Origin of the sequence: Enterobacteriaceae endosymbiont of Donacia semicuprea, assembly GCF_012570535.1 — a bacterium.
Classification (GTDB): domain Bacteria; phylum Pseudomonadota; class Gammaproteobacteria; order Enterobacterales; family Enterobacteriaceae.
Map to the genome: position 1 here is coordinate 818 of NZ_CP046210.1, position 15,759 is coordinate 16,576.

13 protein-coding genes, 4 tRNA genes, 3 rRNA genes and 1 other RNA gene (1 of these 21 running past the window's edge) are annotated in these 15,759 nt (G+C 26.1%); 12 read left to right on the forward strand and 9 right to left on the reverse strand.

Translation table 11 applies throughout. From position 1 onward, the window contains the following. The 4 genes from GJT91_RS00010 to murB all read left to right on the forward strand — a co-directional run. Positions 1-1,235, forward strand: a 16S ribosomal RNA gene (locus GJT91_RS00010); it begins 177 nt to the left of the window's first position. A 162-nt stretch (positions 1,236-1,397) separates the two neighbouring features. Then, a 23S ribosomal RNA gene (locus GJT91_RS00015) occupies positions 1,398-4,335 on the forward strand. 67 nt (positions 4,336-4,402) lie between these two features. Next, positions 4,403-4,518 (forward strand): 5S ribosomal RNA (rrf, locus tag GJT91_RS00020). Together the 16S, 23S and 5S rRNA genes form the textbook arrangement of a ribosomal RNA operon. Before the next feature lie 27 nt (positions 4,519-4,545). Next, positions 4,546-5,595, forward strand: coding sequence for a UDP-N-acetylmuramate dehydrogenase (gene murB / locus GJT91_RS00025; RefSeq protein WP_168868233.1), 1,050 nt, complete (start codon positions 4,546-4,548; stop codon positions 5,593-5,595). Here the strand turns inward: murB and aroQ are convergent. After that, positions 5,592-6,044, reverse strand: coding sequence for a type II 3-dehydroquinate dehydratase (aroQ, locus tag GJT91_RS00030; RefSeq protein ID WP_168868234.1), 453 nt, complete (start codon positions 6,042-6,044; stop codon positions 5,592-5,594). The genes murB and aroQ overlap by 4 nt on opposite strands. Before the next feature lie 195 nt (positions 6,045-6,239). Between aroQ and GJT91_RS00035 the strand changes: the two genes are divergently transcribed. Genes GJT91_RS00035 through mreD form a run of 3 tightly spaced genes read left to right on the forward strand, consistent with a single transcriptional unit; the run spans position 6,240 to position 8,614 of the window. Continuing rightward, positions 6,240-7,283: a rod shape-determining protein gene (locus GJT91_RS00035; RefSeq protein ID WP_168868235.1), complete on the forward strand. Its 1,044-nt coding sequence runs from the start codon at positions 6,240-6,242 to the stop codon at positions 7,281-7,283. 26 nt (positions 7,284-7,309) lie between these two features. Next, complete coding sequence (mreC, locus tag GJT91_RS00040; protein WP_168868236.1) at positions 7,310-8,125, forward strand: rod shape-determining protein MreC; 816 nt, start codon at positions 7,310-7,312, stop codon at positions 8,123-8,125. Between the two features lie 6 nt (positions 8,126-8,131). Then, on the forward strand, positions 8,132-8,614 hold the full coding sequence (gene mreD, locus GJT91_RS02310; RefSeq protein WP_168868237.1) for a rod shape-determining protein MreD: 483 nt from the start codon (positions 8,132-8,134) through the stop codon (positions 8,612-8,614). 39 nt (positions 8,615-8,653) lie between these two features. On the opposite strand, the gene GJT91_RS00050 is transcribed toward mreD, so the two are convergent. Further along, positions 8,654-8,965, reverse strand: coding sequence for a TusE/DsrC/DsvC family sulfur relay protein (locus GJT91_RS00050; RefSeq protein ID WP_168868238.1), 312 nt, complete (start codon positions 8,963-8,965; stop codon positions 8,654-8,656). A gap of 55 nt (positions 8,966-9,020) precedes the next feature. Next, a tRNA-Ser gene (locus GJT91_RS00055) sits at positions 9,021-9,106 on the reverse strand. 92 nt (positions 9,107-9,198) lie between these two features. Here GJT91_RS00055 and rsmI point away from each other — a divergent pair. Together rsmI and rnpB are read left to right on the forward strand one after the other, a co-directional pair. Beyond that, positions 9,199-10,059, forward strand: coding sequence for a 16S rRNA (cytidine(1402)-2'-O)-methyltransferase (rsmI, locus tag GJT91_RS00060; protein ID WP_168868239.1), 861 nt, complete (start codon positions 9,199-9,201; stop codon positions 10,057-10,059). Positions 10,060-10,094: 35 nt separating this feature from the next. After that, an RNA gene (gene rnpB / locus GJT91_RS00065) (RNase P RNA component class A) lies at positions 10,095-10,445 on the forward strand. A gap of 47 nt (positions 10,446-10,492) precedes the next feature. Here rnpB and folD read toward each other — a convergent pair. Further along, on the reverse strand, positions 10,493-11,341 hold the full coding sequence (gene folD, locus GJT91_RS00070) for a bifunctional methylenetetrahydrofolate dehydrogenase/methenyltetrahydrofolate cyclohydrolase FolD (protein ID WP_168868240.1): 849 nt from the start codon (positions 11,339-11,341) through the stop codon (positions 10,493-10,495). A 103-nt stretch (positions 11,342-11,444) separates the two neighbouring features. Between folD and GJT91_RS00075 the strand changes: the two genes are divergently transcribed. After that, a tRNA-Arg gene (locus tag GJT91_RS00075) sits at positions 11,445-11,518 on the forward strand. 38 nt (positions 11,519-11,556) lie between these two features. On the opposite strand, the gene GJT91_RS00080 is transcribed toward GJT91_RS00075, so the two are convergent. The 4 genes from GJT91_RS00080 to GJT91_RS00095 all read right to left on the reverse strand — a co-directional run bounded on the left by GJT91_RS00080 (position 11,557) and on the right by GJT91_RS00095 (position 13,026). After that, on the reverse strand, positions 11,557-11,802 hold the full coding sequence (locus GJT91_RS00080) for a hypothetical protein (protein WP_168868241.1): 246 nt from the start codon (positions 11,800-11,802) through the stop codon (positions 11,557-11,559). A gap of 267 nt (positions 11,803-12,069) precedes the next feature. Further along, positions 12,070-12,249, reverse strand: a complete 180-nt coding sequence (locus tag GJT91_RS02315; protein ID WP_168868614.1) for a PLP-dependent transferase — start codon at positions 12,247-12,249, stop codon at positions 12,070-12,072. 601 nt (positions 12,250-12,850) lie between these two features. Further along, positions 12,851-12,923 (reverse strand) — tRNA-Lys (locus GJT91_RS00090). 30 nt (positions 12,924-12,953) lie between these two features. Then, a tRNA-Val gene (locus GJT91_RS00095) sits at positions 12,954-13,026 on the reverse strand. A 143-nt stretch (positions 13,027-13,169) separates the two neighbouring features. On the opposite strand from GJT91_RS00095, the gene gltX reads away from it, so the two are divergent. After that, entirely contained in the window at positions 13,170-14,582 is a 1,413-nt protein-coding gene (gltX, locus tag GJT91_RS00100) for a glutamate--tRNA ligase (protein WP_168868242.1), read from the forward strand. 61 nt (positions 14,583-14,643) lie between these two features. Here gltX and hspQ read toward each other — a convergent pair whose 3' ends face one another. After that, positions 14,644-14,964: a heat shock protein HspQ gene (gene hspQ / locus GJT91_RS00105; RefSeq protein WP_168868243.1), complete on the reverse strand. Its 321-nt coding sequence runs from the start codon at positions 14,962-14,964 to the stop codon at positions 14,644-14,646. A gap of 225 nt (positions 14,965-15,189) precedes the next feature. Between hspQ and GJT91_RS00110 the strand changes: the two genes are divergently transcribed. Further along, positions 15,190-15,759: alanine racemase (locus GJT91_RS00110; protein ID WP_211080613.1), on the forward strand; the 570-nt coding region annotated here is incomplete at its 3' end.

Sequence of the window (15,759 nt, forward strand, 5' to 3'; positions counted from 1 at the left end):
CACTGGAACTGAGACACGGTCCAGACTCCTACGGGAGGCAGCAGTGGGGAATATTGCACAATGGGCGAAAGCCTGATGCAGCTATGCCGCGTGTATGAAGAAGGCCTTCGGGTTGTAAAGTACTTTCAACAAGAAAGAAAAGATAAAATCTAATATATTTTATTATTGACGTTACTTGTAAAAGAAGCACCGGCTAACTCCGTGCCAGCAGCCGCGGTAATACGGAGGGTGCTAGCGTTAATCGGAATTACTGGGCGTAAAGAGCACGTAGGCGGTTAATTAAGTCAGATGTGAAATCCCTAAGCTTAACTTAGGAACTGCATTTGAAACTAATTAACTTGAGTTTCGTAGAGGGGGGTAGAATTCCAGGTGTAGCGGTGAAATGCGTAGATATCTGGAGGAATACCAGTGGCGAAGGCGACCCCCTGGACGAATACTGACGCTCAGGTGCGAAAGCATGGGGAGCAAACAGGATTAGATACCCTGGTAGTCCATGCTGTAAACGATGTCGACTTGAAGGTTGTAAGCTTGACTTATAACTTTCGTAGCTAACGCGTTAAGTCGACCGCCTGGGGAGTACGACCGCAAGGTTAAAACTCAAATGAATTGACGGGGGCCCGCACAAGCGGTGGAGCATGTGGTTTAATTCGATGCAACGCGAAAAACCTTACCTGGTCTTGACATCCATGGAATTTAATAGAGATATTTAAGTGCCTTCGGGAACCATGAGACAGGTGCTGCATGGCTGTCGTCAGCTCGTGTTGTGAAATGTTGGGTTAAGTCCCGCAACGAGCGCAACCCTTGTCCTTTGTTGCCATCAGTTTAAGCTGGGAACTCAAAGGAAACTGCCGGTGATAAACCGGAGGAAGGTGAGGACGACGTCAAGTCATCATGGCCCTTACGACCAGGGCTACACACGTGCTACAATGGTATATACAAAGAGAAGCAGCCTCGTAAGAGTGAGCGGATCTCACAAAATATATCTTAGTTCGGATTGGAGTCTGCAACTCGACTCTATGAAGTCGGAATCGCTAGTAATCGTAGATCAGAACGCTACGGTGAATACGTTCCCGGGCCTTGTACACACCGCCCGTCACACCATGGGAGTGGGTTGTAAAAGAAGTAAGTTGCTTAACCATTATTTTCGGAGGGCGCTTACCACTTTGTGATTCATAACTGGGGTGAAGTCGTAACAAGGTAACCGTAGGGGAACCTGTGGTTGGATCACCTCCTTTACTATAGTACACTCTAAAAAAGAGTGCCCTTAAAAGTTTTTTAGATTTTAATTTAAGTTATTGTTCTTTAAAAATTAGGTAATTATCTTTTAAAAAAATTTAAAAATTTATTAATTTTTATAAATTAATATTAAATTTTTTATAAACGATTGTGGGTTGTAAGGTTAAGTAAATAAGCGTATATGATGGATGCCTTGGCAGTCAGAGGCGATGAAGGACGTGCTAATCTGCGAAAAGCATCGATGAGTTGATTTGAAACATTATTAATCGATGATGTCCGAATGGGGAAACCTAATATATTTAACTATATATTATCGTTATTTGAATACATAGGATAACGAAGCAAACCAGGAGAACTGAAACATCTAAGTATCCTGAGGAAAAGAAATCAATAGAGATTTTCTTAGTAGTGGCGAGCGAAAAGGAAATAGCCCAGAAACATACGTATTTATTATATTAGCAGAAATATCTGGAAAGATATACGATACAGAGTGATAGTCTCGTATGTTAAAATATACTAATTATAGTTTCAAAGAGTAGAACGAGACACGTGAAATCTTGTTTGAATATAGGGGGATCATCCTCTAAGGCTAAATACTACTGACTGACCGATAGTGAACTAGTACCGTGAGGGAAAGGTGAAAAGAACCCCGGTTAGGGGAGTGAAATAGAACCTGAAATCATATACGTACAAGCAGTAGGAGCATTTTGTAAAAAATGTGACTGCGTACCTTTTGTATAATGGGTCAGCGAGTTATATTTTGTAGCAAGGTTAACTGTATAAGGAAGCCGTAGGGAAACCGAGTCTTAAAAGGGCGTTTAGTTGCAAGATATAGACCCGAAACCCGGTGATCTAACCATGAGCAGGTTGAAGGTTTGGTAATTCTTACTGGAGGACCGAACCGACTAATGTTGAAAAATTAGCGGATGACTTGTGGTTAGGGGTGAAAGACCAATCAAACCGGGAGATAGCTGGTTCTCCCCGAAAGCTATTTAGGTAGCGCCTCGTGTAATTCATATTCGGGGGTAGAGCTCTGTTTCGGTTAGGGAGTCTTCCAGACTTACCAATCCGATGCAAACTTCAAATACCGAATAATGTTATCACGGGAGACACACAGCGGGTGCTAACGTCCGTTGTGGAAAGGGAAACAACCCAGATCGCTAGCTAAGGTCCCTAAGTTATAATTAAGTGGGAAACGAAGTGGGAAGGCATAAACAGCCAGGATGTTGGCTTAGAAGCAGCCATCATTTAAAGAAAGCGTAATAGCTCACTGGTCTAGTCATCCTGCGCGGAAGATGTAACGGGGCTAAAATTATACACCGAAGCTGCGACAATAAATAAATAAATTATTTATTGGGTAGGGGAGCGTTCTGTAAATTGTTGAAGATAAATTGTGAAATTTATTGGAGAAATCAGAAGTGCGAATGCTGACATGAGTAACGATAAAATAGGTGAAAAACCTATTCGCCGAAAGACTAAGGGTTCCTATCCAACGTTAATCGGGGTAGGGTAAGTCGATTCCTAAGATGAGGTTGAAAAGCGTAGTCGATGGATAACAGGTTAATATTCCTGTACTTGGTATTATTTGCGAAGGGGGGACGGAGAAGGTTAGGTTATCCAGGTGATGGTTGTCTTGGTTTAAGCGTTTAGGTGAATTATTTAGGAAAATCCGAATAATTATTAACATTGAGGCGTAATGACGAAATACTTTACTGTATGAAGTAATTGATACCATGCTTACAAGAAAAACCTCTAAGCTATAAATAATATTGAATCGTACTCTAAACCGACACAGGTGGTCAGGTAGAGAATACTAAGGCGCTTGAGAGAACTCGGGTGAAGGAACTAGGCAAAATAGTGCCGTAACTTCGGGAGAAGGCACGCTGATTGTAAGTGAAAAAATTTACTTTTGGAGCTGAAATCAGTCTAAGATAATAGCTGACTGCAACTGTTTATTAAAAACACAGCACTGTGCAAACACGTAAGTGGACGTATACGGTGTGACGCCTGCCCGGTGCCGGAAGGTTAATTGAAAGAGTTATTATTTATTAAGAAGCTCTTGATCGAAGCCCCGGTAAACGGCGGCCGTAACTATAACGGTCCTAAGGTAGCGAAATTCCTTGTCGGGTAAGTTCCGACCTGCACGAATGGCGTAATGATGGTCAGACTGTCTCCACCCGAGACTCAGTGAAATTGAAATTGCTGTGAAGATGCAGTATACCCGCGGCAAGACGGAAAGACCCCGTGAACCTTTACTATAGCTTGATATTGAATAATTAATATTAATGTGTAGGATAGGTGGGAGACTATGAAATATTGACGCCAGTTGGTATTGAGTCAACCTTGAAATACCACCCTTTAATATTTATTATTCTAACCTAAACCCGTTATCCGGGTTAGAGACAGTGTCTGGTGGGTAGTTTGACTGGGGCGGTCTCCTCCTAAAGAGTAACGGAGGAGTACTAAGGTCAGCTAATCACGGTCGGAAATCGTGAGGTTAGTACAAAGGCAAAAGCTGGCTTAACTGTGAGAATGACAATTCAAACAGATGCGAAAGCAGGTCTTAGTGATCCGGTGGTTCTATATGACAGGGCCATCGCTCAACGGATAAAAGGTACTCCGGGGATAACAGGCTAATACCGCCCAAGAGTTCATATCGACGGCGGTGTTTGGCACCTCGATGTCGGCTCATCACATCCTGGGGCTGCAGTAGGTCCCAAGGGTATGGCTGTTCGCCATTTAAAGTGGTACGCGAGCTGGGTTTAGAACGTCGTGAGACAGTTCGGTCCCTATCTGTCGTGGGCGTTGGAAGATTGAAAGGATTTGCTCCTAGTACGAGAGGACCGGAGTGAACGTATCTCTGGTGTTCGGGTTGTCATGCCAATGGCATTGCCCGGTAGCTAAATACGGAAAAGATAAGCGCTGAAAGCATATAAGTGCGAAACTTACCTTAAGATTAATCTTCCCTGAATTTTTATTAATTATTTGTAAAAATTCCTTAAGGGACGTTAAAGACTATGACGTTGATAGGCTGGATGTGTAAGCATAGTAATATGTTAAGCTAACCAGTACTAATAAACACCCGTGAGTCTTAACCTTACAACACCAGAATCGTTTAGATTTTTTTAATATTAATTTAATCTAATAATATTTATAAGTAAAAATTCCTGGTATAAATAACGTAATGGTACCACCTGAATCCATTCCGAACTCAGAAGTGAAACATTATAGTGCCGATGGTAGTATGAGGTCTCCTCATGTAAGAGTAGGAAAATACCAGGATAATTTTATTATAAGATAAACCACAAAATGATCTGTAATTATTCATTAAATAAATTAAATACTTTTAATATAAAAAATAATGCAATTAAAATTATAAAAGTTAAAAATCTAAAACAATTATGTCAGATATGGAAAAAATATAAAAAAAAAAAATTACCATGTTTAATTTTAGGTAAAGGAAGTAATGTTTTATTTTTAAATAACTTTTACGGTCTTGTTGTTATTAATAAAATTAAAGGCATTCATATAAATGAATCATCAAAATATTGGAATTTACATATAAATTCTGGTGAAAATTGGCATAAATTAGTTAAAAATACTATTAAAAATAAAATTTATGGTTTAGAAAACTTAGCATTAATACCTGGAAGCGTTGGTTCTGCTCCAATACAAAATATTGGCGCTTATGGTTCTAGTATAAAAGATTTTTGTCAATATGTAGATATTATAAATCCTATTAATCAAAAAATACAAAGAATAAATAAAAAAAAATGTAAATTTAAATATCGAGATAGTATTTTTAAGCATGATGATTATAAAAATCATATTATTATTTCAATAGGATTATCATTATCTAAGAAATGGATTCCAAATTTAAATTATAAAGATTTGAAAAAATTAAGAACTAATGTTAATATTACTCCCCAACAAATTTTTAATTATATTTGTAATATTAGAAAAAAAAAAATTCCTAATCCTAAAATTTATGGTAATGCAGGAAGTTTTTTTAAAAATCCATTTATATCTTCTAAACTAGGATTAAAATTATTAAAAATTTATCCTCAAATTCCTATTTTTATAGAAAATAATAAATTAAAATTATCCGCAGGATGGTTAATTAATCAATGTAAATTTAAAGGATACATTCAAAATGGTGTTATGGTTCATTCAAAACAAGCATTAATAATTTTAAATAAATCTAATAATGCAACAGGTATGGATATACTTAAACTAGCTATTAAAATATATAATACTGTAGGAATAAAATTTGATATTTGGTTAGAACCAGAAGTAAAAATTATAAATAGTTATGGTGAAGTTAATCCATCTTTTTTTTTTAAAAAAATAAAAAATTAATTAAGTAATTTTTTTAAAATAAATTTTAATGATAAAATATATCCGTCAGTACCTAATCCAATAATAATTCCACTAGAAATATCTGAAAAAAATGATTTTTTTCTAAAAGATTCTCTATTATATATATTTGTAATATGTAATTCTATAAAAGGAATATTTATTGCTAATAAAGTATCACGTAAAGCTATACTAGTATGCGTAAAAGATGCTGGATTAAAAATAATATAATCAAAATAATTTTTATATGTTATCAAATAATTAATTAATTTATATTCTGCATTAGATTGAAAATGACTTAATTTACAATATTTTTTTTTTGCTTCTTTAGTTAAAATTTGAATAATTTCATTTAAAGAATGATATCCGTATTTTTTTGGTTCTCTGATACCTAAAAGATTTAAATTTGGACCATTTAATACTAAAATATGATAATTTTTTTTTTTTTCCATTACATTTTTATACAATTAATTAAAAAATTATTTAAATATAAGTATTATATCATTACTTTTACTTACAAAGTAAAGAAATTTATTTAAATAACATTATATTTATTTTAAATATAATGTTATTATGTATTTCACTAAGAATATAATAAATTTTATTTAATTAAAATAATTATCAAATATAAATCGGGTTTTTTTATTATGTTAAAAAAATTTCGGGGAATGTTTTCTAATGATTTATCTATAGATTTAGGAACAGCAAACACTTTAATTTATGTTAAAGGACAAGGAATTGTTCTTAATGAGCCTTCTGTTGTTGCAATTCGACAAGATAAAGCAGGTTTTCCTAAAAGTGTAGCAGCTGTAGGTTATAATGCTAAAAAGATGTTAGGAAGAACTCCTGGAAATATTGCAGCTATTAGACCGATGAAAGATGGTGTTATAGCAGATTTTTCTATTACTGAAAAAATGTTACAACATTTTATTAAACAAGTACATAGTAATAGTTTTATGCGTCCTAGTCCTAGAGTATTAGTATGTGTTCCTGTAGGAGCTACTCAAGTTGAAAGAAGAGCTATTCGCGAATCAGCTCAAGGAGCAGGTGCAAGAGAAGTTTTTTTAATAGAAGAACCAATGGCAGCGGCTATTGGAGCTGGTTTACCTGTTTCTGAAGCAACAGGATCTATGGTTATAGATATAGGCGGAGGTACAACTGAAGTTGCTGTTATTTCTCTTAATGGAGTAGTATATTCTTCTTCTGTAAGAATAGGAGGAGATAAATTTGACGAAGCTATTATTAGTCATGTACGACGTAATTATGGATCTTTAATCGGAGAAGCTACAGCTGAAAAAATTAAACATCAAATAGGTTCTGCTTATAATAATGAAGAAATATTAGAAATTGAAGTAAGAGGAAGAAATTTAGCTGAAGGAGTTCCAAGAAGTTTTAAATTAAATTCTAATGAAATATTAGAAGCTCTTCAAGAACCTTTAACAGGAATAGTTAGTGCTGTAATGATTGCATTAGAACAATGCCCTCCTGAATTAGCGGCAGATATTGCAGAAAGAGGTATGGTTTTAACTGGTGGAGGCGCTTTATTAAAAAATTTTGATAAATTATTAATAGAAGAAACAGGAATAGCAGTTTCTATTGCAGATGATCCATTAACTTGTGTAGCAAGAGGTGGAGGAAAGGCTTTAGACATGATTGATACACATGGAGGAGATTTATTTAGTGAAGAATAACTATAAATTATTAAGATAATATATTTATGAAATTAATTTTTAATAAAAAACCCATTTTTATAATTAGAGTTATTATGGCTATAATAATTTCAGTAATAATTATTATTACAGACGTATATTCTAATTATTTTATAAAAATAAGATATTTTATTGATAATAAAATTAGTCCTGTTTATTTTATAATAAATAAACCATATTACTTATATATAAGTATATTAGATTATTTTAAAAAAAATAATTTATTACAAAAACAAAATAGATACTTATTTTATAAAATATTACAACAAAATATAAAATTATATAATTTAAAAAAAGTTCAATATGAAAATACTAATTTAAAAAAAATTCTAAAATTACCAATTTTTAAAAAAAAAAAAAACATAATAGCAGAAATAATACCTATTTATTTTCCTATATATAAAAATAAAATTTTTATTAATAAAGGTCATAAAGATAATATAAAACAAGGAACAATTGTTCTTAATGAAAAGGGCATAATAGGTCAAGTAATAACTGTTAAAAAAAAAAGTAGTCAAGTTTTATTAATTTGTAATAAAAATATTTTTATACCGGTACAAATAAAAAATAGTAATATTAAATTTATAATTAATGGGAACGGATGTTCAAAAGAACTTAAATCTGAATATATATCACCAGATATAATTATTAATAAAGGAAATATTTTAATTACTTCTGGGATAGATCAAGAATATCCTATAGGATATCCCGTAGGGATAATAACAAAAATAAAATTTGATAAAGAAAAAAATTTAAAAATAGTATACGCAAAACCATTTATGCAAATTGAAAAAATAAAATATTTATTATTATTAATTAATTAAAAAAACATGAAAAATTATTTTTTAAAATTATATATTTATTTAACATTAATAATATCATTATTTTTGCAAATAATACTTACTAAAAGTAGTAACAGTAATTTACATATATCATGGTTATTACTCATTTTAATTTATTGGTTACTAAAATATCCTTATATTATTAATATAATAACAAGTTTTTTTATAGGACTATTTGTAGATTTATTTACAAATAATATTTTAGGTGTTCATAGTTTATTACTAAGTATATTAACATATTTTTTATCATCTAATTACAAATTAATTATAAATTTTAATATAATATATAAAATATTATTTATAACATGTATTTTATATATTTTAAATGTAATTATATATTATATAAATAATATTGAATTTACCTATCAAAATTTATTTTTACAAAGTATTTTTAATAGTTTTATTTGGATTATCATTTATTTTTTTTCTAAGAAAATTGATTATATATTTAAGTATTTTTTAAAAATATAAAATATATTCTACACATTCATATAAAAAATATTTGTTTTTTTATAAACAAATATTTTTTTGTGGTAATCCTGCAATATTCGATGCTTGTTTTATAGATCCTTTAGGGAATAATTCAAAAAACACTATACTATTCCAATTTATAGATGTATATTTTTTTCTTAATACATTTATTAAAATACGTAAATTAGGAATTATATTAAATTGTAAATATAATGAACGCAATGTATATATAACCTTCCAATGATTTGAAGTTAATACTATGCTTTCTTTAAATGCTATTTGAATAGCTAAATCTTCATTCCACGAATCATGTTTACTACTTACTTTTTTTTCTTTATTAAAAATAAACATTTTTTTACCATATTTAATTTAATTAAATTTAAATATATTTATTATTGGTAACTTAAGGAGGAAGAGAGATTCGAACTCTCGAATAGTTTATCTACTTCCGGTTTTCAAGACCGGTGCCTTCAACCACTCGGCCATTCCTCCATCTTATATCTGTAATTATTTATTATCTTGTGTATAATAATATATTTCATTAAAAATTTAAAGTAAATATTTTAAAATTAATTATTAAAAATATGAATAATAATAATTCAAAAATAGGTAATTTATATATTATTTCTACTCCAATAGGTAATTATAATGATATAAGTAATAGAGCTATAATAACTTTTAATAAAGTAGATTTAATTTTAGCAGAAGATACAAGAAAAACAGGATTACTATTAAAAAATTTTAATATTAAAAATAAATTATATTCTTATTATGAATATAATGAGAAAAAAAATGCAAAATTTTTTTTAGAAAAAATACAAAAAGGTTATAACATAGGATTAGTTTCAGATTCTGGAACTCCATTAATCAGTGATCCTGGATATAGAATTATTCAATTATGTCGTCAACAATACTCAAATATTAAAATCATACCTATTCCTGGAGCATGTGCGGCTATTTTAGCTCTTTCAGCTTCAGGATTAGCAACAAATAGATTTTGTTATGAAGGATTTTTATCTAAAAAAAAAAGTAAAAGAATAAAAAGATTAAATGAATTAAAATTTGAGAATAGAACTTTAATTATTTATGAATCTAAACATAGATTATTAAAATGTTTGTATGATATAGAAAAAATTTTTGGAAAAAATAGATATATAGTCTTTGCTAAAGAATTAACAAAAAAATGGGAAAATATATATGGTGATAAAATTACAAATTTAATAAAATGGATAAAATTAGATTCTAATCGATTAAAAGGAGAAATAGTATTAGTTATAGATGGATATAATTATAAAATTAATAATAAAATTTCTTCAAAAATAATTCAAACATTTTTAATTTTAAAACAAGAATTATCAATAAAAAAAGCAATAAATATTACTTCAAAAATTTATTCTATTAAAAAAAATATATTATATGAATTTCATATAAAAAATAAATGTTAATATTAAAATATATAATATATAATACTTTATATTATAAAGTTAATTAAAACAGTCGCTTTTATTAATAATTAATAAAAGAGGAAAGTCCGGACTCCATTGGGTTATAGTGCCAGATAATTACTGGGAAGTGTGAACTTACGAATAGTGCAACAGAAAGAATACCGCCAAAAAAATATTTTTGGTAAGGGTGAAAAGGTATGGTAAAAGCATACCGATATATTAGTAATAATATATGTCAATGTAAACTCCACTAGGAGCAAGGCTAAATAAGATTTGTATGATACCCGTACTATAAATCTGGGTAAGCTGCTTGAAATAATAAGTGATTATTATTCTAGATAAATGACTGTTCTTGACTGAATCCGGCTTAATAATTAACTTTATTTTTATATTTAAATAAATATATAATCTTAATTTATTTATAATAAAAAAATTATGTTTTTTCATATGCATATAAAATATTTTGCATTAGCGTTGCTACTGTAATAGGTCCTATACCTCCTGGTACAGGAGTAATATATGATGCTCTTTTTTTAGCTATATTAAAATCAATATCACCTATAATTTTATTTTTATCCACTATATTAATACCTACATCTATTACAATGGCTCCTAGTTTAATCCAATCACCTGGTATAAAATTAGGTTTGCCTACGGCAACTATTAATAAATCTGCATATTTTATATGATGTTTTAAATTTTTTGTATAACGATGTGTAATAGTTACAGTGCATCCAGATAATAATAATTCCATAGCTATTGGACGACCTACTATATTAGAAGCTCCTATAATTACTGTATTTAGACCATAAGTATTTATATTATAAAATTTTAATAATTTTAATATTCCTAAAGAAGTACAAGGACGTAATAAAGGAGCTCTTTGACATAAACGTCCAATATTATATGGATGAAAACCATCTATATCTTTTTTTGGAAGTATTCTTTCTATTATATTAATAGTATTAATTTTATTAGGTAATGGTAATTGAATTAAAATTCCATCAATATTTTTATTTTGATTTAAAAAATCAATAATATTAAATAATTTTTTTTCGCTAATATTTTTATTTAAATTATAATTATAATAAAAAAAACCTAATTTTTTACATATTTTTAATTTATTTTTTATGTAAATTTTAGATGCTTGATTATCGCCAACTAAAATTATTCCTATACTTGGTCTTCTTTTCCCCTTAAATAAAATATTATTCATTTTTTTAATAATTTTTGAATATATTTTATTGGCAATAATATGGCCATTAATAATTTTAGCATTCATTTAAATATTACTCATTTTATAATAAAATTATTAAATAAATTTATTTTATTTAATTAATTTGAATGTATAACATAATAATGTTATTATGGATTAATAATTTTTTGCGCTCTTAGCTCAGTAGGATAGAGCAATAGCCTTCTAAGCTATTTGTCACAGGTTCGAATCCTGTAGAGCGCAAAATATTCTAATTTATTAATAATATTTTTTATATATAATTATCTTTTAATTAATATAAAAGATATATCTAAATATTTTATAAGATTTTTTAGATCTTTAATTCTAACTCGAATATACTTAATATACGTAATAAATAATAAATTAGAAATTTCTTCCTTTATCATTTCATCTTTTATGATACATGTATAAATTATTATAGCTGAATAAAAAATAAGAATTTTAATACTATCTAAAAATTCAGCTAAAGTAAATAATTTTAATAAATTTAAAAAAATTTTTAACATTTCTTTAGAACCATTAAATTAAAAACTTAATATAACTCTAAATAATTGTTGTCTTTTCTTTATAATTTCACGTCTAATATTATTTTTAAATAAAAGATGATATATTTTTTTAACTAGTTTTTGTTATTTTAAATATTCAAATATAATAAGTGTATTTTTTTTAAACTAATTTTAATCTATGGTATCAAGTTCTAATAACTATTAATAAAAAATAACTATTAAATACAGAACACGTTATTCTTATGTTAACCCCAGGACCATAATAATTTATTTATGATATTTATATTTTTTAAAATAATAAATAGCACCTAAAATAATATCAGAATGTCCATTTAAATATTTAGTACAAAAATGAATAACTAAATCAGATTCTAAATCTAATAAATTTTGTAATAATAGAGTAAGTAATATATCATTAATAATACTTATTACATTAATTTTTTTAATTTCATTACAATAACTTCAAATATTAATTACATTTAACAATGGATTACTAGATTTTTCTATAAAAATTAATTTTAGTTTATATTTTAAAACAGTTAAAATTTTTTTTTATTATACATATTAATAAATATAAATTTATATATTTTTTTTTCAAGATTTTTAAATAGTTTATAACTACCATCATAATAATTATTAGGAAAATAATTAAATCTTCTGGTTTTAATAATATTATAATAATTAAATAAATAATAAAAATAAAACTACTTTTAAGAACACATCCTAAAATATTTTCTAATAATGAAATAACATTTTGTACTTACTGTATCTTTTATAGGATTAGTTTTTCTTAAGTAATCATACTCATCTTAGATGAGTAAAATTTTTAAAAATATATGTATTTATTAAATATAAGAAAAGTGTAATATTTCCATATTTTTAATCAATATTTGATACATCATGTACTGACTGATATAGTTCTTTTTTTATAATAATATGTCATAATATTATTAATAAATTTTAATTATTATTTTAATATTTATAATCTAACATAAATTAAAATATAAATAAATATATATAACTTAATATAAATGATTTTTATTTATTTTGGGTCGTGCAGGATTTGAACCTGCGACCAATTGATTAAAAGTCAACTGCTCTACCAACTGAGCTAACGACCCAAAAAAATATTTTATAAAATTATTATTTAATGGGTGATGACGGATTTGAACCGGCGACCCCCTCCTTGTAGGGGAGGTACTCTACCAACTGAGCTAATCACCCAAAAAAACAGTTCTTATATGCTATATTTATTAATATAAAAATGTCAATATTTTTTTTTAAAAATATTTAAAATAAAAATATAATTATTATTATATACTAATATAATAGTATTAATCTATATAAATTATAAAAATATAAATATAATGAAAATTAAAACAAGATTTGCACCAAGTCCAACTGGTTATTTACATATAGGTAATATTCGTACTGCTTTATATGCATGGTTATTTGCGAGAAAAAATAAAGGTAATTTTATACTACGTATTGAAAATACTGATTTTAAAAGATCAAAAAATTCTTTTATTGAAAATATTTTTAAAATTTTAAAATGGTTAAATATTGATTGGGATGAAGAACCATATTTTCAAAGTAAAAGAATTAATAGATATAATGAAATTATTAATTATATGTTAAAAAATGGTACTGCTTATAAATGTTATTGCACTAAAAAACATTTAAAAAAAAATAAAGAAACACAAATTATAAACGGAGAAAAAATTAAATATAATAGAAAATGTTATAATAATATAAATAATATAGAAAAAAATAAAAATAAACCTTATACAGTAAGATTTTTTATACCTAATGATAAATATATAACATTTACAGATACAGTAAGAGGTAAAATAACATTTCATAATAATGAATTAGAAGATTTTATTATTAAAAGAACAGATGGCATCCCAACTTATAATTTTTGTGTTGTTATAGATGATTGGGATATGAAAATTACCCATATTATTAGAGGAGAAGAACATATTAATAATACTCCTAAACAAATTCATATTATTAATTCTATTGGAGCTAATATACCAATATATACTCATGTTTCTATAATTACTGATAATTTAGGAAAAAAAATTTCTAAAAGAGATCATAATATAAATATCTTTAAATATAAAGAAAAAGGATATTTACCAGAAGCTTTATTAAATTATATTTTACTATTAGGTTGGTCTTATGGAAATAAAGAAATTTTTTCATTAGAAGAAATGAAGAAATTATTTAATTTAAAAAATCTTAATAAATCATCTAGTATTTTTAATATAAAAAAATTAAATTGGTTTAATAAATATTATTTAAATAAATTATCTAAAAAAAATATGATAAATTATTTAAAATTATTTTGTAAAAAACGTAATATAAACATTGATAATGGTCCAAAAATAGAAGATTTATATAAAATTTTTCCTAATAGATGTAATACATTAAATGAAATAAATAATTTATGTTATATTTTTTATAAATATCCAAATTATAAAAATAATAATTTAATAAAAAAATACTTAAATTTAAAAACTAAAATGATTTTAGAAATATTTTTAAAAAAATTAAATAATATTAAAGTATGGTCTATAGATAATATAAATATTTTTTTAAAAAAAATTTTATTTAAATTAAATATTACTTTTCAAAAACTAGCAATGATTTTACGTTTATTTATTACTGGATTAGAAAATACTCCACCTATTAATAATATTATTTATTTAATGGGTAAGAAAAAAATTGTGTATCATATTAAAAAATCAATAAATTTTATAAAAATTAATAAATAATAAATTTATTTATATAATAAAATAAATAATTTAATAACTTTAAATTATATAATAATTTATATTAATTCCTTAATCTAGGAGTTATTAATTGTTTTTTTATTGAACTAGCTAATTCATCTAATGATGAATTTTCTGAATACTCATTATCTAATGGTTCTCCTGATAATTGAGCTTCTGCTAAATAAGTATGTATAGGTTGTCCTGTATCATCTTCCATAACTACATGATACCATGGTTTATTACGTAATGTTATACTTTCTGCAACTTCATCAAGTTTAGGATTATGTAAAGAATATTCTGGATCAACATCAACTATAACTCCTAAAAAACCTAATAATTTATGTCTTACTTGTTGTCCAAGACCAAATTTACTAGTAATCATGATTAAAATCCTTTATATAAAAAATTACAATCTCATTATTATGATTATATAATAAACTTTTTGAAAATTAAATATTAATTTAAATTAAAATATAGAAAATATTATATAATTTAAATTTTTTTAAAAATAATATATATTAATAATTTTATGTAAAAAAAAATTAATATAATTTATTTTTAATATAAAAATATGATATATTTTTAATAATTTGTAGAGATATAATTTATGACAACAAGACCTATCTTAGCTACTATAAATAGTAATGCATTAAAAAATAATTTTAAAATAATAAAAAATATTATAGGTAAAACCAAAATTTGGTCTGTATTAAAAGCAAATGCTTATGGACATGGTATTAAAAATATTTTTCCAATTCTTAAAAAAAGTGATGGTTTTGCTGTATTAACATTAGAAGAAGCTATAATTTTAAGAAAAAATGGTTGTGATAAACCTATTCTTTTATTAGAAGGTTTTTTTAGTAAAAAAGATTTATATTTAATTTATAAATATTATTTAACTATCACAATACATAATAAATGGCAAATTAAAATATTACTTAAATATAAATCATATTATCCTCTTAATATATATATTAAAATTAATAGCGGTATGAATAGATTAGGATTTTTACCTCAAAATATTAATAATATAATTAATATTTTAAAAACTAATATTAATATTCAAAACATTACATTAATGACTCATTTTGCTGATGCTTCAAAAAATTCTCATTGTGTATTTAAACAATTAAAAATTATAAAAAAAAATATTTATAATTATCGTAATTTTACTTGT